The following is a 25,637-nucleotide window of genomic DNA, read 5'->3' as shown; positions in this document are numbered from 1 at the left end:
TATGTTAAGTGAATATGAATATGGGAAAACGACCCTTAAACTTTATCACCAGCAAACACTCTTAAAACTTTTCAATGATTCACATATAAAGTACAAATGGATTTTTACATATTAATCAACAAATGATCAAAGAAGAGCTCACTTGTAGTGATACACAAAAGTCTTACCAACCTGATAAAGTAGATGTTCTTCAGGGAATACGTGCAATAGTTCAACTTCATTTTTGCTTAGTTGTTCTTGTATTGAAAAATAACTAATTGATCATAAATTCACCGCACTAAATTTCATAGAACTAGTTGATGTTGAAAATAAAAAAGGCTGCTGAGACTAGACATTCTCAACAGCCCTAGATGGGTTTTTTTCGCTTATAACACTTTTTGTAAGAAATCTTGCGCACGCGAAGACTTAGGATTGGAAAAGAATTCGTTAGGCGGAGCATCTTCAACTAACACGCCACCATCTAGAAATAATACGCGATCCGCCACCTCACGCGCAAACCCCATTTCATGAGTAACAATAGCCATTGTCATACCTGAATGTGCGAGTGTTTTCATTACATCTAACACTTCTTTTACCATTTCAGGATCTAGTGCTGAGGTTGGTTCATCAAATAGCATAATTTCTGGGTTCATCGCAAGGGCGCGAGCAATTGCTACCCGCTGCTTTTGCCCCCCTGATAATTTGTTAGGATACTCCTGCGCTTTTACAGCTAATCCGACTTTTTCTAGTAATTTCATAGCGTTCTTTTCCGCTTCTGATTTTGTTATTTTTTTCACCTTTAATGGTGCATAAGTTAAATTCTCCAACACAGTCATATGAGGGAATAAATGGAAATGCTGAAACACCATCCCTACATTTTGTCGGACTTTTAATATATCTGTTTGTCGATCGGTAATATCCTCATCTTTAATCCATATCTTCCCGTTTGTTGGCTCTTCCAATTTATTAATACAACGCAAAAAAGTGGATTTACCTGAACCAGATGGACCAATGATAGCAACGACTTCACCATTATTTATCTGTGTTGAAATACCTTTTAGCACTTCATTCTTCCCGAAGGATTTATGCAATTTTTCCACTTTAATCACTGGATCTCAACCGCCCTTCAACTAGTTTGCCTAAGAATGTGAGTATCGTTACTAAGATATAGTAAATGATTCCGGCAAGAAGGAGTGGTTCCATAAATTGATACTGATTCGCTCCTACTTGATACGCTCGTCTCATCACATCCATTACCCCAATTGTCGTCACAAGGGCAGATTCTTTCGTTAATGTAATGAATTCATTCATAAGCGCAGGTAAAATGTTCTTCATTGCTTGTGGGAGAATAATATTTATCATTGTCGGACGATACGGAACGCCTAAAGCCATTGCTGCTTCTTGCTGTCCTTTATCAATTGCTTGTATGCCTGCACGAATAATCTCAGAAATATAAGCGGCCGAGTTCAATGCAAATCCGATAATGGCTGCTGTTACACCCTCTATTTGAAAGCCTAGTACTTGTGGTGAGCCAAAATAAATAATCATCAATTGTAGAATTAATGGCGTACCTCTAAAAACGGAAGTATAAGCATTTGCTAGCCAATTTAATAGCTTCATTTTACTAATCTTACATAAAGAAAGGATAATTCCTAATAAAAACCCTAAAATACCCGCTAAACATACAATCTGTAGTGTGACACCGAGCCCTTGTAAAATGAAAGGTAGAGAAGGGAGGACAGAGGTAAAATCTAAATTCATATAGTGCCATTCCTCTCAGTAATTAATATTTGAAATTCATTTGATCCACTCATTGAAGGGAAAAAACGTCCAGAAGGTTTTTTCCCTTCTGAACGTTGATTTGGGTTTATTGTTCAGAGAACCACTTTGTGATAATGTCCTCGATTTCCCCGTTATCAATCATTTCTTGTAAGGCTTTATTAAATTCTTCTGTTAGCTCACTACCTTTTGGTAAAGCAATCGCATAGCCGCCGTCAGCATCCTCAATCGTTACACCAGCTAAATCTTTCTCTTTTTCAAGAAACCCTTGTGCAACTGTATCTTCAATAATGGCTGCTTCAAAGCGACCTGCTTTAATCTCTTGAATGATCTCAGGAATACGATTACGGCTTTCAACCTTCATATCTATCTCTTCAGCTAAATCATTTGCTTTTGTCTCTTGAATAGAACCTAATTGTACACCAACTGTTTTCCCTTCTAAATCTTCAGCTGTTTCAATCCCGCTACCTTCTTTAGAGATAATCATATGTTTAGAAGTATAGTAGATTTCAGTAAAGTCAACATTCTCTTTTCTTTCATCCGTTGCAGACATGGCTGATGCAACAAAATCAACTTGTTCGGAGTTAAGTGCTTGAATCAGTCCACCAAAATCCATATCTTTAATTTCTAAATTGTATCCTAGCTTTTCAGTCACTGCTTTTGCGATATCAGCATCAATCCCAATAATTTCCTCTCCTTGTGCTGTATCGATATATTCAAATGGTGGATAATCAGCTGACGTACCCATTACTAATGTTTTTTTATCGCTATCGCCACCAGCTTCTTCACTTGATCCACATGCAGCTAAAAACCCTCCAATTAATACCAATAACACACTTAAAAGTATCCATTGCTTCTTCACGGTGTTTCCTCCTAAAAATTATATAGTATGAAAATAAATTTCGTTTCTAATCAATTAATATTTATTCATCTAGATGTATTTTAACACATATGTATGAATATGCAATGATATATTTGCATAATTATATTTTTTGATTTTTCTAACTAATTTTTAGTATAAAGGAAGGAATTGTATATGAAAAGAAAAATTTTACTAGTTTTCATTTCTCTAGTAAAAAATGGTAGGAGTGTTACATGCAAAAAAAGAATAACCGTACGGAACGGCTATTCTTTTCCATGATAAAATAATGATATTATACTTCTTCACAATGTTCTTCGAATGATGCTTGAAGCTTTTGAACAACTGCCATTGGATCGTGTCCCTCAATATCATGGCGTTCAACCATCGTAATAATTTCTCCATCTTTTAACAAAGCAAAGGAAGGTGAAGATGGTGGAAAACCTGTGAAATATGAACGCGCTTCAGCAGTTGCTTCTTTATCCTGACCAGCAAATACTGTTACTAAATGATCAGGGCGCTTATCATAATGAATAGAGTGTGCTGCAGCCGGACGAGCAATTCCCCCTGCACACCCACAAACAGAGTTAACCATTACGAGCGTTGTTCCTTTTTTATCTAATGCTTCTTTCACATCGTCTGCTGTTCTTAACTCTGTATATCCTGCATGAACGATTTCTTTACGAGCTTGTTGCACAACATCATTCATAAACAAATTAAAATCCATACTCATGATTTCATTCCCCCTAAAGAATAATTAGGATCAAAGTGTCCTTATACGTTTTATTCATTTACGTATAATTATATCATACCAAGGTCGTGAGTTTTTTTACAGTATAGAAACTTTTATCTTTGAGTTTTAAATGAAAAATTTTGGGGTAACATACAATATATAACCCTCCCCCTGGGTGTTCCTGCTAGTAAAGCAGGCTTATATATACTAGAACTGCCCCTATCACGGTGAAGGGGCAGCTTTTTTTATTCTCTTGTATACTGCCTAAAAAGTTCCTCGACAACCGATGTTACGGTTCGGTTACCTGCAATCACATCATTTTCAATTTTAGGCAACATCTCTTTCACGACTGGTGAACCAAAAAAACGATAATGAAGTTGATCTGTGATCATGGAATAAATCCATTCTTTCGCTTGTTCTCTTCTTCTCTGCTCGAAGACACCAGAAGTTTGTGTATTGGCAATAAATTGTTGGATCACTTCCCACACTTCTTTTATACCTTCTTCATAAAGGGAAGAACAAACATAAGCCCTAGATGGCCATCCTTTCGTTGCAGGTTGAAGAAAATGAAGAATCTTTTCATATTCAGCTCTCGTTTTTTGGGCTGCATGTTTATTATCTCCATCTGCTTTATTAACGATAATCGTGTCTGCTAACTCCATAATTCCTTTTTTCATTCCTTGCAGTTCGTCACCAGCTCCAGTTAAAACAAGGAGCATGAAGAAATCAACCATATCACGTACAATCACTTCGCTTTGACCAACACCGACCGTTTCAACTAAGATGACATCAAAACCAGCCGCTTCACATAAGATCATCGTTTCTCTTGTTTTGCGATGGACACCACCTAGTTTTCCTGATGTTGGTGATGGTCGTATAAATGCGAGAGGATTTCTGGCGAGTTGCTCCATTCTCGTTTTATCACCAAGAATACTACCACCACTTAATTTTGAACTAGGGTCAACAGCCAAAACAGCTACTTTTGCACCTAACTCATTACATAAAAACGAACCAAAAGATTCTATAAAAGTACTTTTCCCTGCACCAGGCACCCCAGTAATGCCAATACGAATAGATTGATTCGCATGTGGTAAAACTCTATGCAATAACTCTTGAGCTCCTTGAAAATGATGCTCAGCATTACTCTCTATTAAAGTAATAGCACGAGCAAGTGCACTTCGGTTACCTTCTAATAATCCTTTTTCCAGATCATCGATGGGTAGTGAGGTTTCTTTTTTCTTTTTAAAGTTACTTCCTCTTGTCAGAGACGAAAAACTGGATGAGAAGTCACCATCCTGAACAGAATCTGTAAAACCTTCATTAGACGGCCTTCCACGCTTCTTATATGTGTCCATATTAATTCGTCACTTCCTCATAGCCTAGACGATGATAAATCTCTCTTATTACCTTTTGCGCAGCCACTGGAATGACGGTTCCTGGTCCAAAGATAGCAGATGCACCATTAGCAAGCAAATACTCATAATCTTGCGGTGGAATTACGCCACCTACTACAACTAAAATATCTTCACGCCCTAGCTTTTTTAACTCAGCCACTAATTGTGGTAACAATGTTTTATGACCAGCAGCAAGAGAACTAAACCCAACCACATGCACATCATTTTCGACTGCCTGTATCGCTGTTTCCTCTGGCGTTTGAAATAGTGGCCCAATATCCACATCAAATCCCAAATCTGCAAAGGCTGTAGAAATGACTTTCGCTCCTCTATCATGTCCATCCTGTCCCATTTTAGCAATTAAAATACGAGGTCTTCTCCCCTCATTTTGTAAAAATTCATCAGCCATTGCCTTTACTTCATTTATTTCCTCTTCATTAGAAAAATGGGAGCTATATACACCACTTATAGAACGGATCATCGCTTTATGTCGTTTAGCGACCAATTCAATACTATCAGATATTTCTCCTAAAGATGCCCGCACCCGTGCAGCCTGAACGGATAAAGCTAAAAGATTTCCTTCACCTGTCTCAGCTGCTCTCGTAATAGCTGCAAGCGCTTCTTTCACCTTATCTTCATCTCTTGTCGCTCTTAAATGCTCTAAGCGTTCTATTTGCTTTAACCGTACTGCGGTATTATCAATATTTAGAATATCTAGAGGCTCCTCCTGCTCAAGACGGTATTTATTCACACCAATGATTGTTTCTTTATTCGAATCTATCTGTGCCTGCCTTCTTGCAGCCGCCTCCTCAATCCTCATTTTTGGTAATCCTGTTTCAATCGCTTTAGCCATTCCGCCAAGTTCTTCAATTTCCTCAATATGCGCCCATGCTTTCTCTACTAACTCATTTGTTAGACTTTCTACATAATAAGAACCGCCCCAAGGATCGATAACGTTGGTTATGCCTGTTTCCTCTTGTAAAAATAATTGTGTATTGCGCGCAATCCTTGCTGAGAAATCGGTTGGTAAGGCAATCGCTTCATCTAGTGCATTTGTGTGTAATGATTGTGTATGTCCCATCGCTGCTGCATGCGCTTCTATCAAAGTTCTTGTCACATTATTGTATGGATCTTGTTCTGTTAAACTCCAACCGGAAGTTTGCGAGTGTGTTCTTAACGCCATGGATTTCGGGTTTTTAGGTGCAAAGTTTTTCATCATCTTTGCCCATATCAGTCTAGCCGCTCTCATCTTTGCCACTTCCATAAAATAGTTCATCCCAATTGCCCAAAAAAAGGATAATCTAGGAGCAAAAGAATCGATATCAATCCCTGCTTTCATACCTGTACGCACATATTCAAGACCATCTGCTAGCGTGTATGCTAATTCTATATCTGCAGGCGCACCTGCTTCTTGCATATGATAACCAGATATACTGATACTATTAAATTTAGGCATATAATGTGAAGTATACTCAAATATGTCTGCAATGATTTTCATTGACATCTCAGGTGGATAAATATAGGTGTTCCTCACCATATACTCTTTAAGGATATCGTTTTGAATCGTTCCCGCAAGCTTTTCCTGGCTCACTCCCTGCTCTTCAGCCGTGACAATATAAAACGCCATAATCGGTAAAACTGCTCCATTCATTGTCATGGAGACTGACATTTGGTCTAAAGGAATGCCATCAAACAGGATTTTCATATCTAAAATACTATCAATGGCTACGCCTGCTTTTCCGACATCGCCAACCACTCGTGGATGATCGGAATCATAGCCACGATGTGTGGCAAGATCGAAAGCGACTGAAAGTCCTTTTTGCCCCATCGCTAAATTACGACGATAGAACGCATTACTTTCTTCCGCTGTTGAAAACCCAGCATATTGCCTAACTGTCCAAGGTCGATTAACATACATCGTTGGATATGGACCGCGTGTGTAAGGTGCGATTCCTGGCATATCATCGAGGTGTTCCATCGACGTTAGATCATTATGGGAATACACGGATTTAATATTTATACTTTCATTTGTTTCAAACAAATCATGATGGATTTTATCAGGTTGTTGCGCTTTGACACCCTCATCAAATAATTTTACTTTTGTAAAATCAGGTTTGGTCATTTCACTTCACCCTCCCAATCTTCCACAATGGTGCTTAGTATATGGTAGCAATCACTTTTCATATGGAGAAACTCGGTGATGCCCGCCTCTTTCCAACATTTTTGTTCCTCTACTGTAGGATGACCGGCCAAATATAGTTTAAATATTCTTTGTTTCTCTGTCATTATTACCTTCACAGCAGTTAAAAGATCATCATCATATTGATCGTTTGCACCACAAATCACGTAATGAGATAAACGATTATTTTCTATTTGTTCCTTTAGGTTCTCTGTATGCATAATTGGAATAAAATGAGACCGAATACCACCTGGAGCTAAAAAGCCGTTTACAAAATCCATACGTGGCTTATGCTTTTTTAAATCTCCAAGACATAATAAGCCCACCTGAATATCAACGCCACTCGCCTTCATCATTTCTACTTGATAGCGCAGCTTTTCATATGGAATGGATAAGCGGTTGCCTAGCGTCACTGCATTCTGCAGCGGTGATTCATCTAAATTCGCATATTTGTTCGTGCCAACAATACTTTGCTTTCGCGTATAAATATCTGCTAGCCGCTTTTTTTGCACTTGCGTGATCTGTTCTTGAATCCAACCTGTCTCGATGGCACCTTCCATACCGCCTTGATTTTCTATTGCTAAAAATAAATCCCAAGCTCTTTCAGCAATTTGATTCGTCATTGTTTCAATATAATAAGAGCCTCCTGCCGGATCAACGACTTTATTTAAATGCGCTTCTTCCCTTAAAATCAATTGGGTATTTCGAGCAATTCGATTCGCAGTAAAAGAGGAGGCTTCACTAGGTTCATCAAATGGTGAGACGTGTAAATAATTGATCCCACCTAGGATGGCTGCAAAGGCCTCATTCCCTGCCCGTAAAAGATTGACATAAGGGTCGTACAATGTTTTCGTAAATGGTGATGTTTGAGCAGAAATGGTCATGTTCATTAGCTTCTCATTTAGTCCGTATGCTTCTAAAGCTTTAGACCATAGGATTTTTGCCGCTCTTAATTTACTGATTTCCGTAAAAAATTGGGCGCCAATGGAAAAATGAAACACGACCTTATCTACTATTTCTTCTATAGAGAAGTCTTCGCTGAGCAAGCGCTCAATATGAGAAACAGCAGAAGCAATGGCAATGGCCAGTTCTTGAATAGCATTTGCACCTAGTTCATGATATATGGTCGTATGAATTAAAATGGTTTTTAGCTTAGGTGAGGAATTTTTCGCATGTACAATTGCTTCCAACCAATCATTATCGTAACCTTTACTATTATTCATTAAACTGGCTAACGGATCTTTCCCAATAAACCCTTTCGAATTTTGCTGACCAATCGTCTTGTATAAATCGAGTAAAGAATTTTCCGTCATTAAACAAAATGGATATTCTTCTAAGCCTTCAACAATCTCTGCTACTTCTGAAAGCTTGTAAAGATCAGGGTTAAATGAAATGGCTGATTGTCCTTTATTTAATTCTTCTAATAATTGTCTTTTCATTTCTTTTGCCGATGTAGAAGAAAGCCGCTGCGAGACGTTCCATGGTTCTTCAAGATATCCTGAAGAGGTATACCCTCGACGAAAGTCTGAACTTCCTGGAAGTGGATTTTGGATAGGTGAAGGTAAATCTTCTCGTGAATAAAGCGGTTTCAATTTAATCCCTTCATAAGTGACTGTTGATAAACGATCGATGGACCCACCCTTTAATGATTCCTCTGCTTTCTCCTGCCAATCGCGTAAAGTCGGCTTTGCAAATGTCTCATTTTTCATTTTATTTAAATTCATAAAATATCTGTCTAAAAAAGACAGGACCTCCCCTCATCATAGCGATCAAAACATTAATAAAATTCTAATAAATCTTAATTTTATTGTAGTATAGATAGGAAAAAGCTGCAATCTTTTGTAGAATTCCATCAATTTATTCATCTAGATATACATTATTTATGGGGTGATTTATTGTGGGTTGTTGAAACTTGATATTTATTTTCAAAAAAAAATGAGAGGCCATTCGCCTCTCATTTTTTACAATCACATCTTAGTATACAGATGTGTTTTCTTTAGAAGTATTTTCAAGAATTTCTCTTACACGTTGCATGAATTGACCACATACTAATCCGTCTAGTACACGGTGGTCAAGTGACATACAAAGGTTAACCATGTCACGAACAGCAATCATACCGTTGTCCATAACAACTGGACGCTTCACAATAGATTCTACTTGAAGAATCGCTGCTTGAGGGTGGTTGATGATTCCCATTGATTGAACAGAACCGAATGAACCAGTGTTATTTACAGTAAATGTACCACCAGACATATCAGCACCTGTTAATTTACCAGCACGCACTTTACCAGCTAACTCACCGATTTCACGCGCAATACCTTTGATTGTTTTTTCATCAGCATTTTTGATAACTGGTGTATAAAGAGCGTCTTGAGTTGCTACTGCAATATTCAAGTTGATGTCTTTTTTACGTACAATTTTGTCGCCAGCCCACATAGAGTTGATTTGTGGATATTCTTTAAGTGCTTGCGCAACTGCTTTTACGAAGAAAGCAAAGAATGTAAGGTTGAAGCCTTCTTTCTTCTTGAACTCACCTTTAATTGAGTTACGATACTCAACAAGATTTGTTACATCTACTTCCATCATTGTCCAACCATGAGGAGCCTCATGTTTGCTCTTAAGCATATTAGCTGCAATTGCTTTACGTACACCAGTCACAGGAATTTCTTCATCTCCTGGTACAACTGGTACATTTGTGCCTGCTGCTTTAGCTGGTTTAGAAGCTGCCGCTTTTGGTGCTTCTTGCTTAGGTGCTTCTTCTTTTGCTGGTGCTTCCGCTTTTGGTGCATTATCAGCAGTTGGAATATTACCAGACTCAATAATTTTGTTTAAGTCTTTACGTGTGATTCTTCCGCCTGCACCAGTACCAGCTACTTGGCTAAGGTCAATGCCATGCTCTTGAGAAAGCTTAAGTACGGCTGGAGAATAACGTCCACCTTTAGGTGCATCTGCTGCAGGTGTAGAAGCGACTGATTTGCTTTCTGATTTTGGCGCTTCTTCTTTTGCTGGTGCAGAAGTTTCTTCAGTAGCTTGAGGCTCGCTGCTTCCGCCACCTTCAGTTTCAATTGTTAAAATCACTTCGCCTACTTCGTATGTGCCGTCTTCTTCGGCAATTAGCTCTTTAATTACTCCATCAAAAGATGAAGGAACCTCAGCATTTACTTTATCAGTCATTACTTCTGCAAGTGGATCGTACTTATTTACTTTATCTCCAACAGATACTAACCATTTACTAATTGTACCTTCTGTTACACTTTCACCTAATTGAGGCATTTTTATTTGTTCGATAGCCATTATTAAAGTGACCTCCTTATTACTTATCAACATCTATTTGGAATGTGGCAAAAAGAGTCGGATTTCCGCTCTCATTGCCACTTTTGATTAATATTCAGCTAATTCTCTCATTGCTTTTTCTACTTTATCCGGGTTAACCATGAAGAATTTCTCCATTGTTGGTGCATATGGCATTGCTGGTACATCTGGACCTGCAAGGCGCATAATTGGTGCATCCAAGTCAAATAGGCAGTTCTCAGCAATAATCGATCCTACTTCACCCATAATGCTTCCTTCTTTTGTATCTTCTGTAAGAAGAAGGACTTTACCCGTTTTAGAAGCTGCTTCGATAATCGCTTCTTTATCTAATGGATAAACCGTACGTAAGTCTAAAATGTGAGCAGAGATACCATCTTTCGCTAGTTTTTCTGCTGCTTGAAGAGCAAAGTGTACGCATAATCCGTAAGTGATGATTGTAATATCTTCACCTTCACGTTTAACGTCAGCTTTACCAATTGGAAGTACATAATCATCTTCAGGTACTTCACCTTTAATTAGACGGTAAGCACGTTTATGCTCAAAGAACATAACAGGATCGTCATCACGAATCGCTGCTTTTAAAAGTCCTTTTGCGTCGTATGGTGTAGAAGGCATAACAATTTTTAAACCTGGTTGGTTTGCAAATACAGCTTCTACTGATTGAGAGTGATAAAGGGCACCATGGACACCGCCACCATATGGTGCACGAATAACCATTGGAGCACTCCAGTCGTTATTTGAACGGTAACGAACTTTTGCTGCTTCTGAAATAATTTGGTTGACAGCAGGCATGATGAAATCAGCAAATTGCATTTCTGCAATAGGACGCATACCGTACATTGCCGCACCAACACCAACACCAGCAATAGCAGATTCTGCAAGTGGTGTATCTAATACACGATCTTCACCAAATTTTTCATATAAGCCGTTTGTCGCTCTGAAAACTCCACCTTTACGACCAACGTCTTCTCCTAGTACAAATACTTTTGGGTCTCTTTCCATTTCTTCGCGCATCGCTAAAGTGATCGCGTCAATATAAGACATTACTGCCATGTGTTATTCCCCCCTACTTATTCTGCGTACACATATTTCAATGCATCTTCTGCATCTGCATATGGTGCATTTTCAGCATAATCAGTTGCTTCATTCACGATTTTCATAATGCGATCGTTCATTTCTTTTTCTTTTTCATCATCGAAAAGACCAATTTCTTTTAAGTAGGCTGCAAAAGTAATAATCGAATCTTTTTCTCTCGCTGCATCTACTTCTTCACGATCACGGTAGCTGCGATCATCATCATCAGAAGAGTGTGGAGTTAAACGATAAGAAACTGTTTCAACTAATGTAGGACCTTCACCTTTACGTCCACGATCAGCTGCTTCTTTAACTGCTTGGTACACTGCTAATGGATCGTTACCATCTACAGTTACACCAGGCATACCGTAACCGATTGCACGATCTGATACTTTCTCACATGCCAATTGTTTTTCAATTGGTACAGAGATCGCATACTTATTATTTTCACACATGAAAATAACTGGTAATTTATGAACACCTGCAAAGTTTGCTCCTTCGTGGAAGTCTCCTTGGTTAGAAGAACCTTCACCGAATGTAACAAATGTACAAAGATCTTTATTTTCCATTTTCCCAGCAAGTGCAATACCTACTGCGTGAGGAACTTGTGTTGTAACTGGAGAAGAACCTGTTACGATACGGTTTTTCTTTTGCCCAAAGTGACCTGGCATTTGACGGCCACCTGAGTTTGGATCTTCCGCTTTAGCGAATGCTGATAGCATTAATTCTTTCGCAGTCATACCGAATGCAAGAACAACACCCATGTCACGATAATACGGAAGGGCATAATCTTTCTCTCTGTCTAATGCAAAAGATGCACCTACTTGCGCAGCCTCTTGTCCTTGACATGAAATAACGAAAGGAATTTTACCTGCACGGTTTAAAAGCCACATACGCTCGTCAATACGGCGTGCTAGAAGCATGGTTTCATACATTTCTAATACTTGCTCATCACTTAAACCTAAAGCTTTATGACGATTTTTAGTTTTACCCATTTCAAAACCTCCTAAATATATATAGAAGAACGTGGAACGCTCTTATATTCTCCACTTAATGAAGTGAGGCTTCTAGATTTCCAACAAAACCTAGAAGTCCACTTTAATAAATCCTAACGCTTATCCGTGAATCGCTTTTCCGTCTACTGCTAATGCAGCTTCTCCAATTGCTTCAGATAAAGTTGGGTGAGGGTGAATCGTATGTGCTACTTCCCATGGTGTAGCATCTAATACTTTTGCAAGACCTGCTTCAGAAATCATATCTGTCACATGTGGTCCAATCATGTGTACACCTAAGATGTCATTTGTTTCTTCGTCAGCAATAATTTTAACAAAGCCGTCAGACTCACCGAATACAAGCGCTTTACCAATCGCACGGAACATGAATTTACCGACTTTCACTTTATAGCCTTGTTCCTTCGCTTGATCTTCTGTGATACCTACACTTGCAGCTTCTGGTGAAGAATAGATACATTTAGAAATAAGATCATAATCCATTGGCTCTGGATTTTGGTCTGCGATATGTTCAACTGCATGAATACCTTCATGTGAAGCAACATGTGCAAGTTGAAGTCCACCAATTACATCACCAATTGCATAAATATGAGACTCTTTTGTTTGGTAATGTTCGTTCACAACGATGCTTCCTTTTTCTACTTGAATATCAGTATTTTCAAGACCAATACCTTCAGTATTTGCTTGACGACCTACAGATACAAGAAGCTTTTCAGCTGTGAATTCTTTTGTTTCGCCTTTTACTTCAGCAGAAACCGTTACACCGCCATCTTGTTTCAATGTTTCAGGAAGTACTTTCGCTTTAGTAACGATATTAACGCCACGTTTTTTCAGTAGACGTTGCATTTCCTTACTTACATCTTTATCTTCAGTAGGGATAATACGGTCAGCAAATTCTAGTACAGTTACTTCTGCACCGAAATCAGCAAGCATAGACGCCCACTCGATACCGATTACACCGCCACCAACGATAATAATTGACTTAGGAATCTCTTCCATAGATAATGCTTCATCAGAAGTCATTACATTTCCGCCAACTTCTAAACCAGGTAATGTTCTTGGACGAGAACCTGTTGCCACAATAACATTTTTAGGTACAAGCATTTCATTCTCATCACCATTATTCATTTCAACAGAAATTGTTCCTGCTGTTGGAGAGAAGATGGATGGTCCTAAAATACGTCCGAAACCGTCGTATACATCAATTTTCCCTTGCTTCATAAGGTGTTGAACGCCTTTATGCAATTGGTCAACAATTTTGCCTTTTCTCTCTTGCACTTTTGCAAAGTTTACTGATACTTCCCCAGTAGAAATACCGAACTCATCACTATTCTTAGCAGTCGCAAAAACTTCTGCACTTCTTAGTAATGCTTTACTTGGGATACAACCTTTATGAAGGCAAGTACCGCCAAGATTTCCTTTTTCTACTAACGCTGTTTTAAGACCAAGTTGAGAAGCACGAATAGCAGCTACATAACCACCAGTACCTCCGCCAAGAATGACTAAATCATATTCTTGTGCCATTAATAAACCCTCCTATTACTACTTACTTAACTGTTGTTGTATTTAATTCATCAATAGTGTAATTCTTAGCTTCTTCTTCGCCACGAAGAACACGAAGTGCACCTTCTGCAAGCGCTTGAAGTTCATCTTCACCAGGTTCAATGATGACATCTGCAATCCAGTTAACATAGCTTGAAATATCATTTACAAATGCTTTCCCATAAGCTAGTCCACCTGTTAAAATGATCGCGTCTACTTTACCTTTTAATACCGCACTTGCAGTACCAATTTCTTTTGCAATTTGGTAACCCATCGCATCATAAACGAGCTTCGCTTTTTCATCGCCAGCTTCAATCATTTTTTCAACTTTTACAGCATCGTTTGTTCCAAGGTAGCCAACAAGTCCGCCTTCACCAACTAACATACTCATGATTTCTTCACGGTAATATTCACCAGAGAAGCACATATCAATAAGATCGCCAGCTGGAACCGTTCCTGCACGCTCAGGACTGAATGGTCCTTCTCCATGAAGTGCATTATTCACATCAATTACACGACCTTTTTCATGAGCACCAACAGAAACACCGCCACCCATATGCGTAACAATTAAGTTTAAGTCTTCGTATTTCTTACCTAATATTTTTGATACTCTTCTTGCTACTGCCTTTTGATTTAATGCATGGAATATGCTTGTTTTATCAATTTGTGGGAAACCAGTAACGCGGGCGATCGGTGCTAATTCATCAACGACAACCGGATCGACAATAAAGGAAGGAATATTTAGACCTGAAGCAATTTCGTAAGCCAAAATCCCACCTAAATTGGATGCGTGCTGACCAGCATAACCAACTTTTAAGTCCTCAATCATTTCATTATTAACCGCATAAGTACCACCAGGAATTGGGCGTAAAAGTCCTCCGCGACCGACTACTGCGCTTAGTTTTGAAATGTTAATTCCTTCAGCGTCTAAAGTTTCTAAAATAGCGTTTTTACGGAATTCATATTGATCGAAAATTGTTTTAAACTTTTTAATCTCGTCTGTATCATGTCTTAATGTTTTTTCAAACACAGAACTATCATTATCGAAAACACCGATCTTCGTTGAAGTAGATCCTGGGTTGATGACGAGCATTCTCTTGATTTGATCTTGCACAACAGACCCTCCATTATTTATCCATTTTTGAAATTACATAAGGAAGTAGCTAGCGCTTATTAAAGCGCTCGCCACTTCAATATGAACCATAATTACTTACGGCGACTTAAGATGTGATGACCATTTTGAAGGAATGTGCTGCGAGATTGTTTCATTGTCGCAATTCTTTCTTCTGCCATACGGTCAGCAGCTTTATAAGTTGGGATATTTTCTTCTTTAGAAATTTGCATAATACGGTCAATTGTATCGTATAGACCTTCAACTTTTTTCATTGCACGTTCAGCATTGTAACCGTAAAGTTCGTCAGCAACGTTAATAACACCACCAGCATTGATTACATAGTCAGGAGCGTATACAATACCCATTTCGTGGATTTGATCACCATGACGTTCTTCTTTTAATTGGTTGTTAGCAGAACCTGCAATTACTTTTGCTTTAAGTTGTGGAATTGTATCATCATTTACAGTTGCCCCTAATGCACATGGCGCATAGATATCACATTCAACACCATAAATGTCATTAATTCCTACTGCTTCTGCACCGAAATCATCAACTGCACGTTGAACAGCTTCTTTGTTAATATCAGTTACGATTAATTTTGCTCCTTCTTCATGAAGGTGTTTACATAAGTGATATGCAACATTACCTACACCTTGAACAGCAATTGTTTTACCTTCAAGAGAGTCAGTTCCGAATGCTGCTTTTGCTGCTGCTTTCATACCTACGTACACACCGTAAGCAGTTACAGGAGAAGGGTTACCAGAAGAACCAAATGCTGGAGAAATACCAGTTACATAATCAGTTTCTTCATGAATTAAGTCCATATCAGCTACAGTTGTACCAACATCCTCTGCAGTGATATAACGTCCGTTAAGACCTTGAATATAACGTCCGAAAGCACGGAATAATGCTTCATTTTTATCTTTCTTAGGATCACCGATGATAACTGTTTTACCGCCACCAAGGTTAAGTCCAGCTGCAGCATTTTTATAAGTCATACCTTTTGCAAGACGAAGAGCATCTTCAATCGCTGCTTCTTCTGACTCATAAGTCCACATACGTGTTCCGCCTAGTGCAGGTCCTAAAGTTGTATCATGAATAGCGATGATTGCTTTTAATCCTGATTCTTTATCTTGGCAAATAACGACTTGTTCGTAATCATATTTCTCTAGATATTTAAAAATTTCCATGGTTGTAAATCCTCCTTGTTTTTAAAAGAAAATATATTATTTAGCAGAGCAAATAGCTAAAGCAAGTGAATATAACTTACTCTCTGCTGAGTCTGCTCTGGAAGTTAAAACGATTGGTGCTTTTGCACCTGCAATCACTGCACCAACTTTTGCTTGAGCAAAGTAGATCAATGATTTGTATAAAGCATTTCCAACTTCAATAGTAGGTACAAGTAAGATATCTGCTTGTCCAGCAACATCACTTGTAATGCCTTTATGCTCAGCAGCTTCAATAGAAACTGCATTATCAAGTGCTAAAGGTCCATCAACAATGCAGCCTTTAATTTGACCACGTTGATTCATTTGCGTTAATGCCGCTGCATCTAATGTTGCTTGCATATTTGGGTTTACTACCTCAACCGCAGCAATTGGTGCAACTTTAGGCATTTCCACCCCAATACTCTTAGCAATACCTACTGCATTAGCTGTTATTTGCGCTTTTTGACTCAAATCAGGCGCAATGTTCATCGCAGCATCAGTGACAATCGTAAATTTGTCAAAGTTAGGAACTTCAAACACAGCAACATGTGAAAGAACGCTACCAGTTCTCAAGCCATATTCTTTGTTAAGTACGGCTTTTAAAATAACTGCTGTAGGAACATTTCCTTTCATAAGTACGCTTGCTTTTTTCTCTTTGACAGATTTAACCGCCATTTCAGCAGCCAAAGCAGCTGTTTCAGCATGCATAATTGTTAAGTGGTCGCTACTAGCGACATCTGCATGGTTTGCATTCAGTATTTGTGTAATCTTTTCAGAGTTACCGAATAACAGAAAGCTTGCCATGTTTTTCTTTAGTGCACCAGCTACAGCTTCTAAGACTTCTTCGTCTTCTGCTGCGGCAACTGCAACTACATTGCCTTCATATTGGGTTGCTTTCTCTATAAGCGAATCCAATTTCATCTGTCTCAACCCCTTTACTTCAAAGTGCGTGCAAGTAAAATGTTTTTTTGCTGCACTCATCTTTTTATTATGCAATTACCGTGCCAAAATTAAAACGCGATGAAAACGCTTTATTACTAAAAACCCACTGTGAAATTTATTGCAAACTATGCAAATTATTGCATGCTTTTATTTTCAATCTGATATTTTTCCAATTTATAGTATAAATTTCTTACAGACAACCCTAAATGTTTGGCAGCTTGTGTCTTATTACCCTCAGCTTGTTTCATTGCTTTCGTAATAATTTCTTTTTCAAAACCTTCCAGTTGCTTTGCTAATGGCTCTCCTTGTTGAATAGATGCATGCATTTCGGAATCTACGAGAACTGGACTGTCACTATTCGCTAATGTAGATAAATGTTCACTGTCAATATGTGTTTGATAGCCCATAAATATAATCGCTCTTCCAATAATATTATCTAGTTCACGGACATTACCTGGCCAATCATATGCCATTAAAACCTTCATCGCTTCTTCCGTTACACCTTCTACATTACGGCCATATTCAATATTGATTTTTTCAATTAAGCGGTCCACTAATAAAGGAATATCTTCTTTTCTTTTTCTCAAGGACGGAATATGAATTGGCATTCGATTCAAACGGTAGTATAAATCCTCTCTAAATCCGCCGTTCGCAATGGCTTTTTCCAGATTAACATTCGTTGCAGCAATAATTCGAACGTTAATCTGAAGAGGCTTTGTACCACCTACTCGGGTAATCTCTCCTTCTTGTAGCACCCTTAATAGTTTAGCCTGTGTGCTGGCAGTTAACTCGCCAATTTCATCCAAAAAGATACTTCCTTTATCCGCTTCTTCAAATAAACCCCTTTTTCCGCCTCTTTTCGCGCCAGAAAAAGCACCCTCCTCATAACCAAATAATTCACTTTCTAGTAATGATTCCGATAAGGCAGCACAGTTTACACGAACAAATTTATTATATTTACGGTCACTTGCATTATGAATGGCATGTGCAAATAATTCTTTTCCTGTGCCAGATTCACCTCTCAATAGAACGGTTGCTGGCGTTTTTGCTCCAAGTTTAGCTTGCTCAATAGCAATGGCCATTTCATCAGATTGACCAATAATATCCTCAAAAGTATACTTAGCTTCTAAATTTCGAATAATTTGTCTCGCGCGGTTTAATTCGCGACTCATACTTTGCAGATCTGAAACGTCATGCAAAACCCCGACGCTTCCTTTTAAAATGCCATCTACAATTACTGGCGCTACATTGACGACAACTTCTTTTCTCTTCGGACCTACACGCATTGGTACACCCCTTATGGCTCTGCGTGTTTTGAGCACCTTCATATGAACACTTTCACCTTCTGAGATATCAGCAGTTGCCGGTTTACCAATGACTTCCTCTTCTGCTAATCCAGTGATTTTTGAATAGGCCGGGTTAATAATTAATCCCTTCCCATCTTCATCTACAACAGAGATCGCTTCATCGCTTGATTGTATAATAGCTTGAAGCATTGTTTTTAAGTTTTTCAAATCAGTAATTTCTTCAGCTAAATCAACTAACTCCGTAATGTCTTTAAAAATAGAAACCGCACCGATTAATTGACCGTTATCACCGATTACAGGGATTCTCGTAGTAATAATTTTCAACCCACTACCTAAAACAAACTCTTGGTTTGTTTCCACTCTCCTTGAATGCAATACTCTCGGCAGTAGGCTTCCACTAATTACATCTCCGATTTTCTTACCTATCGCCTGTTTCTTTTCTATTCCTGTCATCGTTTCTGCGCTTTTATTAAAAAGTATAATTTCCTCGTCAGGATTAATGACGATCATACCGTTATCGGTTGTATTAAAAATGAGGTTGAATTTATATGTTTGATTAGAAAGTGCGGATATGAGCTCTTCCTTTTGATACAAAAGTTTGGCCATTAAATAAGCGACACTACCAGGGATAAAAATGATCTCTTCTTTGATTGAAGATCTAATTTGTTTACTAACTTCTTCGTCTCCTGTTACTTCAATAATAATATCAACAGGTTCTTTAATAAATTGGCGCCAATCGTAACCAATTTGTACACCATCTTCACTCGCAAGTTGTAGTCCATTTGCTTCGCGATTAATATCAACAACCGCTGTTACTTTTAACATTTCTGTTTCTTTTAATAATCGATATATTGAGGAGCCACCTTGACCAGCCCCGATGATAATTACTTTTTGCATACTTTCACCTTACCCTGAATATTCTTTCAAATCTACTATGCAACTTCTTTCATTTATAATGTAACCTTAATTGTCCTTGTTGACAAATATCTTCTACTGTTAGTGTTAATATTTTTCTCATACGTTCCACCAATGAAATCTCCCTTTAATAAACGTTTCCTATCATATATAATGAGTTTATTGAATATTTTAGCAGCGGAAGAAAGGAAAAATATGATTAGACTAATAGCATTAATGATACTTGTACTTCCCGGTGTTTTAGCGGTATATGGAATTAAATTAATGAGGGATATGGTATTTGGCATTTTACAAAGCCCTTTCCCATCTTTACCTTTGCAGTTTGTGTGTGGATTATTATTTGTTATATTAGGAATTGGCTTTATCGCCGGATTTATTTTGCATCGTGATCGTAAAAGAAATAAAGTGCAAGACCGTTTTAAGAAGGAATCATAAAAAGCGTCAGCATAATAAAATGCTGACGCTTTTTTGTTTATTCGTGTGGACGATCTGTTCACACGCCTAGCTTTTTCAAGAAGCCTTATGCTCTAATCTTAACTTATCGGCCACCATGGCAATGAACTCAGAGTTTGTTGGTTTGGCCTTTGTCATGCTGACTGTATAACCAAATAAAGAAGAGATAGAGTCAATATTCCCTCTGCTCCATGCCACTTCAATTGCATGACGAATTGCCCTTTCCACCCTACTAGCTGTTGTATTATACTTCTTGGCAATGTCAGGATACAGAACTTTTGTAATCGAGCCAAGTAACTCAATATCATTATATACCATTGAAATTGCCTCTCTTAAATATAAGTAACCCTTTATATGAGCAGGCACACCAATTTCATGTATGATACTTGTAATACTGGCATCAAGATTTTTGGGTTTTGCCTCTGCTTGTGTACGGTAATTGGTTGTAGAAGGTGATTTACGAATCATCGGACTTGATTTTCCGCTCACTTGGCGGATATGACTAGCCAAATTATCCATGTCAAAAGGTTTCAATATAAAATAAGATGCACCAAGATCAACAGCTTTCTTTGTCACGTCTTCTTGACCAAAAGCAGTTAACATAATAACGCTAGGAAGAGTCTTCAAGTTAAGTTCTCTCATTTTTTCAAGAACTGCCAGTCCATCAAGATGCGGCATTATGATATCTAATACAAGCACATCTGTTTCGATTTCATCAAGAATATTTAAACAGTCTTGTCCATTATGCGCCACTCCGACTATTTCCATATCTTCTTGAGATGAAATATACTCTTCAAGCAAAGCTACTAGCTCTCGATTGTCATCAACTACACACACTTTGATTTTTTTCACTATTTTTTTCCTCCTCAACCCATAGTTGAATCTATTTTCTATTTTTTTGTCTCTATTTGCTAAGTGACAATTTCGACAAAGGGGATAAAAATCCTTTACCAAATTTTATTTTTCTTTAAAAAACTAATAAAATCTTAAGTTTTCTTTGTTTTCCTCTATTATTCGACTATAATCGATGTCTTTCTGCTTCATTGTCGAAAAATCTTTGTTTCTTGCTTATTTTAACATATTTATGTTTGTCATGCTTTTTCTTATAGAATCTAAATTAAATGATTTCAACTCAACATACACCTGACTATATATCTAAACAAACAAAAAAGCGGGCATAACCGCTTTTTTGTTTAAGATGCTCGCTCTTCATTATTTTCATAAATATTAATGCCCGCTTCATTTAACATCCATTCAATATGCACACCATAACCACTCGTCGGGTCATTAACAAAAACATGTGTCACCGCTCCTATAACCTTGCCCTTTTGAATAATTGGGCTGCCACTCATACCCTGGACAATGCCCCCAGTTTTTTCAAGCAATTCATCGTCAGTGACCTTGATGACCATTCCTTTTGTAGCAGGAAATTTTTGCGGGATCGTACTAACAATTTCGATATCAAACAGTTGAACTTTATCATTTTCAACGACTGTTAGAATTTTTGCTGGTCCTTCCTTTACTTGATGTGAAAGAGCAATTGGCATTGGTTTATCCATTAGCCCGTTAGCCAATCCACGATTAAGCCTTCCAAAAATGCCAAATGGGCTATTTCGATCAATGTTGCCTATAACTTCTTTTTCATCTTTAAAGCGTGCTAATTTTTCTCCTGGATTCCCATTACTCCCTTTTTCAATGGAAGTAACAGTAGACCGTAGTATTTGACCATCATCAACGACAATTGGCCTTTTTGTATCCATATCAGAAATAACATGACCAAGAGCACCATATTTTTTTGATTGTGGATGATAAAAAGTCATTGTGCCTATTCCAGCCGCTGAATCACGGATATATAATCCAAGCTTAAAGTTTGGTTCATTTTTATCTTTCAATGGTAATAATTCTGTCTCAAATTTTCCTTCATCACGAGTAACTGATATTTTCAGGGGTTTACCACTATCTCCTGCTGCTTGTACAAATGGAGCAACATCAGACATTTTTTCAATTTTTGTTCCGTTTATTTCTGTAATAATATCACCTATTTTAATACCTGCTAAATCTCCCGGTGACATCTTTCCATTTATTGTATTAATTTGGTGATGTCCGACCACCAATACGCCAACTGTATTCAATTTTACACCTATTGATTGCCCACCCGGTATAACTTTAAAGTCCTTTAAAACTTCCACATCTACTTTTTTTATCGGGAAACCAGCCAAATCAAGAAACATTTCGTTCTTGCCTGGTTCATTAGCAGAGAGTGTAATGACTTCTTTATCCTGAACAACCGCCAATTGTCCATCGGGTGCTTGTATTGTTGCATTTACAGTTTCCGCCATATTATATCGTACTTGTTCACCCTCAAATACGGTAAGGTTTATAGGAATGTGAATATACTCTTGAAACGGTTTAGAAAATCCTATACATATGATTGAAACAAGGAGAATTCCACCAATTATTTTTCTCAATATATCTCTTGTCATTTCAACACTCTCCTCGCTTCTTGTTTCATGGCTACATATATAATTTTGCCTGCTTCAAGAGCAATTATAACTGGCAACTTAATAAAAAAAGCTACCCTCCATTGGATAGCTTTTCATGGTATTTTTACATTTTTGGCAAGGCTCAGTAGTTCCTTCGCATGCTCCCTTGTCAGTTCAGTCATTTCCACACCAGAGATCATACGACCAATTTCTTTAATCTTTTCCTCGTCATCCAACGGCTTTACCGTTGTTTTTGTACGGCCAGCTTTGAGTGTTTTAGAAATAAATAAATGCGTATCTGCCATTGCAGCCACTTGTGGCAAGTGGGAAATGCAAAGAACTTGCGAATCAATCGCTACTTGATGAATTTTTTCAGCAATAGCTTGTGCGACTCTTCCGCTTACCCCTGTATCAACTTCATCAAAGATAATAGATGTTACCCCTTGATGTTTAGAAAAGATACTCTTTAAAGCAAGCATAATTCGGGATAGTTCCCCACCTGATGCAATTTTTGATAATGGTTTTAACGGTTCTCCTGGGTTAGTGGATAAGTAAAATTCGACTGTATCAATACCTTTTTTATGAAAGCTTTCTTTATCCGTAGTAAAATGGACCTCAAATACAGTCTTTTCCATATAAAGTGCTTTTAATTCACGATGAATCATTTTTGTTAATCGTTCCGCAGCATTTCTTCTTAATTCACTCAATTCCTGTCCTTCGACAAGTAAATCAGCTTGTAATTCTTTAGCCTGCTTGAGCAAGTGTTCGATATGTGTTTCTTTGTTGGTTAATGTTTCAATTTCTTCCTCAATCTTTGCAACATATTCTAATATTTCCTCTATTGATGGTCCATATTTTCGTTTGAGCATATTGATTTCATTTAATCGCTCTTCAATTTCATTCAAACGAACAGGATCAAATTCCATAAAATCTAATTTACTCCTTAAAATAGCTACCGTGTCCTCTAATTGATAAAAACTGTTGGCAACTACTTCTTGCAACTCAACTAACTCTTCATCAACTTCTGCCGATTGTTGAAGGTGATTCATAGCTAAACTAATCCAATCAAGCCCTTTTTGTTCTCCTTGCAAGGCATTATAGCTAATTTTTACGCCTTCATACATCTTCTCAAAATTAAGTAAGCGGTTTCGCTCTTCTAGGAGGGCATCATCTTCAAGCAATTTTAAATTGGCGTTTGTTATTTCTTCATATTGAAATTGAATAAGATCCAGTCGATGAGCCATTTGCTGTTCATTTTCTGTTAATGTCTTGATTCTTTTCATTGTTTGCTCGTATTCTCTATAGACCTCTTCGTATTCTTGTCTACTTTTAGCGATTTTGGGACCACCAAATTGATCTAATAAAGGCAGATGCAAACTTTCATTCATTAATTCTTGGTGTTCATGTTGACCATGTATGTCAATTAGCGTACTACCAATTTCTCGAAGGATAGAAATGGTTACAAGTTTTCCATTTATTCGACAGACACTTTTACCTGATTTAGATATATCTCGTCGCAGAATCAACATTCCTTCATCGATATCTATACCAAATTCTAACGCCCGTTTGTAACACGGATGTTGTTCATCGTCTAATATGAATAAACCTTCTATCTCGGCTTTCTCTTCACCATGTCTTACATACTCTGAAGAACCCCTGCCACCAACGAGCAAGTGAACGGCGTCAATAATAATTGATTTTCCTGCTCCTGTTTCTCCTGAAAGCACAGTTAGCCCTTTATTAAAGGCAATTGTAATTGATTCGATAATAGCAAAGTTTCTAATTGATATTTCATTTAACACTGACATTTCACCCCAGCTTATAGCATTTCTAAAAATCTTTTGGAAATCACTTCAGCTTGTTCAGGTGTTCGACAGATAATTAAGCAAGTATCGTCGCCACAAATTGTTCCTAATATTTCATCCCAATCTAGGTTATCCATCAATACACCAATCGCCATTGCATTCCCTGGCAAAACTTTCATCACAAGTAAATGACCGGCAGAATCTAGACGAACAAATGCATCCATTAAGTTACGCTTTAATTTTTGTAAAGGGTTAAAGCGTTGATCAGCTGGTAAACTGTACTTATATCTTCCATCCAAAAGGGGAACTTTCACTAAATGTAGTTCTTTAATATCGCGTGAAACCGTTGCTTGTGTCACGTTAAACCCAGCATTTCTTAACTCTTCTACTAGTTCATCTTGGGTTTCAATATCATTGTTCGTAATTAAATCCCTAATCTTAATATGTCGTTGTCCTTTATTCATTCTTTTCACCTCTATGAATGCAAAGCGTTGCCTGAAACTAGCAACACGATTCTCATTATCTTTTAATTCATATGTTAGCTGATTTTCTCTATATTGTACAATTTATTCTGCATAATTTGTGTTTTTTTGGTAAAAAAGATTGTTTCTTAAGAGAATTTCAAAATATCATTTATATCCGTTATGATGCCTGACACAAAAGAACAGGCTGGAAAATGCTCCCCTAGCCTGCTTACTTTAGTCTGTGTTTATTCTTTCAGTTTTGCTTTTAATTGCTTGTGGGCTTCTTTTACTACTGATTGGATATCAAAATCATTCGTAGCATGCACTTCCTCTGGGCCATGTTGCCACTGCAAATGAGCGAGGAATTCAATATTACCATCTCCTCCTGTAATCGGAGAATATGATAAGCCTTTAATGTGATATCCTTCTGTTTGAGCGAAGGTTAGAATTTTGTCGATTACTTGTTCATGTACGGACGAATCACGAACAATTCCCTTCTTCCCAACTTGTTCTCTTCCTGCTTCAAATTGAGGCTTGATTAATGCGATCACGTCACTACCAGGTACGAGTAATGTTCGCAAAACAGGAAGAATTAGTTGTAAAGATATAAATGAGACATCAATGGAAGCTAAATTTGGCATTTGACCGACTAAATCAGCAGGTGTCACATAGCGAAAATTAGTGCGCTCCATTACAACCACGCGTTCATCCTGTCTTAGCTTCCAGGCTAACTGATTATATCCAACATCTAGGGCATAAGACATTTGTGCCCCATTTTGCAATGCACAATCTGTAAAGCCCCCTGTTGATGCCCCAATATCTAATAGAATTTTATCTTCAACGGTTAAATCAAATACCTCTAATGCTTTTTCGAGCTTTAAGCCACCTCTACTTACGTAAGGCATTGCTTTCCCTTTGATTTGTAATGGAATATCACTCTTTACCTTTTCTCCAGGTTTATCTAGCCTCATTTCATTACTATAAACGATGCCTGCCATTACCGCTCTTTTTGCTTTTTCTCTTGTTTCTGCCAAGCCTCGTTCTACAAGAAGAACATCCACTCGTTCCTTTTTACTCATTATCGC

At 37.8% G+C, this 25,637-nt stretch carries 21 protein-coding genes; 1 reads left to right on the top strand and 20 read right to left on the bottom strand.

Annotated elements, in window-relative coordinates; translation table 11 throughout:
* Window positions 1-365: 365 nt before the first annotated feature.
* From LCM23_RS05615 to LCM23_RS05545, 15 genes are all read right to left on the bottom strand, one after another.
* Complete coding sequence (locus LCM23_RS05615; protein ID WP_224936032.1) at window positions 366-1,088, bottom strand: amino acid ABC transporter ATP-binding protein; 723 nt, start codon at window positions 1,086-1,088, stop codon at window positions 366-368.
* Window positions 1,081-1,740 carry an amino acid ABC transporter permease gene (locus LCM23_RS05610; RefSeq protein WP_224936031.1) on the bottom strand — a complete coding sequence of 220 codons (660 nt, stop codon included), beginning with the start codon at window positions 1,738-1,740 and terminating at the stop codon, window positions 1,081-1,083. The genes LCM23_RS05615 and LCM23_RS05610 overlap by 8 nt, the downstream gene beginning before the upstream one ends.
* 106 nt (window positions 1,741-1,846) lie before the next feature.
* A complete protein-coding gene (locus LCM23_RS05605) occupies window positions 1,847-2,620 on the bottom strand; it encodes a transporter substrate-binding domain-containing protein (RefSeq protein ID WP_224936030.1) in 774 nt (257 codons plus the stop codon).
* A gap of 292 nt (window positions 2,621-2,912) precedes the next feature.
* The gene (locus LCM23_RS05600) at window positions 2,913-3,350 is read right to left on the bottom strand and encodes a BrxA/BrxB family bacilliredoxin (protein WP_224936029.1); all 438 of its coding nucleotides are present in this window, start codon (window positions 3,348-3,350) and stop codon (window positions 2,913-2,915) included.
* A gap of 245 nt (window positions 3,351-3,595) precedes the next feature.
* A complete protein-coding gene (gene meaB / locus LCM23_RS05595; RefSeq protein ID WP_224936028.1) occupies window positions 3,596-4,705 on the bottom strand; it encodes a methylmalonyl Co-A mutase-associated GTPase MeaB in 1,110 nt (369 codons plus the stop codon).
* A 1-nt stretch (window position 4,706) separates the two neighbouring features.
* Window positions 4,707-6,866: a methylmalonyl-CoA mutase gene (gene scpA, locus LCM23_RS05590; RefSeq protein WP_224936027.1), complete on the bottom strand. Its 2,160-nt coding sequence runs from the start codon at window positions 6,864-6,866 to the stop codon at window positions 4,707-4,709.
* A complete protein-coding gene (locus LCM23_RS05585; RefSeq protein ID WP_224936026.1) occupies window positions 6,863-8,647 on the bottom strand; it encodes a methylmalonyl-CoA mutase subunit beta in 1,785 nt (594 codons plus the stop codon). Before LCM23_RS05585 ends, scpA begins: the two co-directional genes overlap by 4 nt.
* Before the next feature lie 250 nt (window positions 8,648-8,897).
* Window positions 8,898-10,217 carry a dihydrolipoamide acetyltransferase family protein gene (locus tag LCM23_RS05580; protein WP_224936025.1) on the bottom strand — a complete coding sequence of 440 codons (1,320 nt, stop codon included), beginning with the start codon at window positions 10,215-10,217 and terminating at the stop codon, window positions 8,898-8,900.
* Between the two features lie 87 nt (window positions 10,218-10,304).
* The gene (locus LCM23_RS05575; RefSeq protein WP_095372648.1) at window positions 10,305-11,288 is read right to left on the bottom strand and encodes an alpha-ketoacid dehydrogenase subunit beta; all 984 of its coding nucleotides are present in this window, start codon (window positions 11,286-11,288) and stop codon (window positions 10,305-10,307) included.
* Between the two features lie 17 nt (window positions 11,289-11,305).
* Complete coding sequence (locus tag LCM23_RS05570) at window positions 11,306-12,304, bottom strand: thiamine pyrophosphate-dependent dehydrogenase E1 component subunit alpha (protein WP_224936024.1); 999 nt, start codon at window positions 12,302-12,304, stop codon at window positions 11,306-11,308.
* 120 nt (window positions 12,305-12,424) lie between these two features.
* On the bottom strand, window positions 12,425-13,843 hold the full coding sequence (lpdA, locus tag LCM23_RS05565; protein WP_095372646.1) for a dihydrolipoyl dehydrogenase: 1,419 nt from the start codon (window positions 13,841-13,843) through the stop codon (window positions 12,425-12,427).
* Window positions 13,844-13,865: 22 nt separating this feature from the next.
* A complete protein-coding gene (buk, locus tag LCM23_RS05560; protein ID WP_263624151.1) occupies window positions 13,866-14,954 on the bottom strand; it encodes a butyrate kinase in 1,089 nt (362 codons plus the stop codon).
* 113 nt (window positions 14,955-15,067) lie between these two features.
* Complete coding sequence (bcd, locus tag LCM23_RS05555) at window positions 15,068-16,165, bottom strand: branched-chain amino acid dehydrogenase (protein ID WP_095372644.1); 1,098 nt, start codon at window positions 16,163-16,165, stop codon at window positions 15,068-15,070.
* Window positions 16,166-16,201: 36 nt separating this feature from the next.
* A complete protein-coding gene (gene yqiS / locus LCM23_RS05550) occupies window positions 16,202-17,104 on the bottom strand; it encodes a phosphate butyryltransferase (RefSeq protein ID WP_233435223.1) in 903 nt (300 codons plus the stop codon).
* 155 nt (window positions 17,105-17,259) lie between these two features.
* The gene (locus LCM23_RS05545; RefSeq protein ID WP_224936021.1) at window positions 17,260-19,329 is read right to left on the bottom strand and encodes a sigma-54 interaction domain-containing protein; all 2,070 of its coding nucleotides are present in this window, start codon (window positions 19,327-19,329) and stop codon (window positions 17,260-17,262) included.
* Window positions 19,330-19,542: 213 nt separating this feature from the next.
* Between LCM23_RS05545 and LCM23_RS05540 the strand changes: the two genes are divergently transcribed.
* Window positions 19,543-19,782 (top strand): DUF2627 domain-containing protein, encoded by a 240-nt coding sequence (locus LCM23_RS05540; protein ID WP_095373649.1) that lies wholly within the window; start codon window positions 19,543-19,545, stop codon window positions 19,780-19,782.
* A 75-nt stretch (window positions 19,783-19,857) separates the two neighbouring features.
* On the opposite strand, the gene spo0A is transcribed toward LCM23_RS05540, so the two are convergent.
* The 5 genes from spo0A to LCM23_RS05515 form a co-directional block, all read right to left on the bottom strand.
* On the bottom strand, window positions 19,858-20,652 hold the full coding sequence (gene spo0A, locus LCM23_RS05535) for a sporulation transcription factor Spo0A (protein WP_224936020.1): 795 nt from the start codon (window positions 20,650-20,652) through the stop codon (window positions 19,858-19,860).
* Window positions 20,653-20,993: 341 nt separating this feature from the next.
* On the bottom strand, window positions 20,994-22,283 hold the full coding sequence (spoIVB, locus tag LCM23_RS05530; protein ID WP_224936019.1) for a SpoIVB peptidase: 1,290 nt from the start codon (window positions 22,281-22,283) through the stop codon (window positions 20,994-20,996).
* Between the two features lie 113 nt (window positions 22,284-22,396).
* Window positions 22,397-24,085, bottom strand: a complete 1,689-nt coding sequence (recN, locus tag LCM23_RS05525) for a DNA repair protein RecN (RefSeq protein ID WP_224936206.1) — start codon at window positions 24,083-24,085, stop codon at window positions 22,397-22,399.
* Window positions 24,086-24,102: 17 nt separating this feature from the next.
* Window positions 24,103-24,552 (bottom strand): transcriptional regulator AhrC/ArgR, encoded by a 450-nt coding sequence (gene ahrC, locus LCM23_RS05520; RefSeq protein ID WP_224936018.1) that lies wholly within the window; start codon window positions 24,550-24,552, stop codon window positions 24,103-24,105.
* A 245-nt stretch (window positions 24,553-24,797) separates the two neighbouring features.
* Window positions 24,798-25,634 (bottom strand): TlyA family RNA methyltransferase, encoded by an 837-nt coding sequence (locus LCM23_RS05515; protein ID WP_224936205.1) that lies wholly within the window; start codon window positions 25,632-25,634, stop codon window positions 24,798-24,800.
* Window positions 25,635-25,637 lie beyond the last annotated feature (3 nt).

It is taken from the genome of Cytobacillus kochii (genome assembly GCF_020171845.1).
In the GTDB taxonomy this organism is placed as follows: domain Bacteria; phylum Bacillota; class Bacilli; order Bacillales; family Cytobacillaceae; genus Cytobacillus; species Cytobacillus kochii.
Note: the sequence above shows the minus strand (reverse complement) of the source record. Positions and strands in the feature narration are given on the sequence as shown.

Bases quoted from the DNA above. Each gene is read 5' to 3' on its own strand.
- scpA (WP_224936027.1), bottom strand. From the start codon at position 6,866: ATGACCAAACCTGATTTTACAAAAGTAAAATTATTTGATGAGGGTGTC.
- LCM23_RS05540 (WP_095373649.1), top strand. From the start codon at position 19,543: ATGATTAGACTAATAGCATTAATGATACTTGTACTTCCCGGTGTTTTA.
- LCM23_RS05570 (WP_224936024.1), bottom strand. From the start codon at position 12,304: ATGGGTAAAACTAAAAATCGTCATAAAGCTTTAGGTTTAAGTGATGAG.
- lpdA (WP_095372646.1), bottom strand. From the start codon at position 13,843: ATGGCACAAGAATATGATTTAGTCATTCTTGGCGGAGGTACTGGTGGT.
- ahrC (WP_224936018.1), bottom strand. From the start codon at position 24,552: ATGAATAAAGGACAACGACATATTAAGATTAGGGATTTAATTACGAAC.
- yqiS (WP_233435223.1), bottom strand. From the start codon at position 17,104: ATGAAATTGGATTCGCTTATAGAGAAAGCAACCCAATATGAAGGCAAT.
- buk (WP_263624151.1), bottom strand. From the start codon at position 14,954: ATGCTCGTCATCAACCCAGGATCTACTTCAACGAAGATCGGTGTTTTC.
- LCM23_RS05585 (WP_224936026.1), bottom strand. From the start codon at position 8,647: ATGAATTTAAATAAAATGAAAAATGAGACATTTGCAAAGCCGACTTTA.
- LCM23_RS05580 (WP_224936025.1), bottom strand. From the start codon at position 10,217: ATGGCTATCGAACAAATAAAAATGCCTCAATTAGGTGAAAGTGTAACA.
- meaB (WP_224936028.1), bottom strand. From the start codon at position 4,705: ATGGACACATATAAGAAGCGTGGAAGGCCGTCTAATGAAGGTTTTACA.
- LCM23_RS05600 (WP_224936029.1), bottom strand. From the start codon at position 3,350: ATGAGTATGGATTTTAATTTGTTTATGAATGATGTTGTGCAACAAGCT.
- bcd (WP_095372644.1), bottom strand. From the start codon at position 16,165: ATGGAAATTTTTAAATATCTAGAGAAATATGATTACGAACAAGTCGTT.
- LCM23_RS05545 (WP_224936021.1), bottom strand. From the start codon at position 19,329: ATGCAAAAAGTAATTATCATCGGGGCTGGTCAAGGTGGCTCCTCAATA.
- LCM23_RS05575 (WP_095372648.1), bottom strand. From the start codon at position 11,288: ATGGCAGTAATGTCTTATATTGACGCGATCACTTTAGCGATGCGCGAA.
- spoIVB (WP_224936019.1), bottom strand. From the start codon at position 22,283: ATGACAAGAGATATATTGAGAAAAATAATTGGTGGAATTCTCCTTGTT.
- LCM23_RS05610 (WP_224936031.1), bottom strand. From the start codon at position 1,740: ATGAATTTAGATTTTACCTCTGTCCTCCCTTCTCTACCTTTCATTTTA.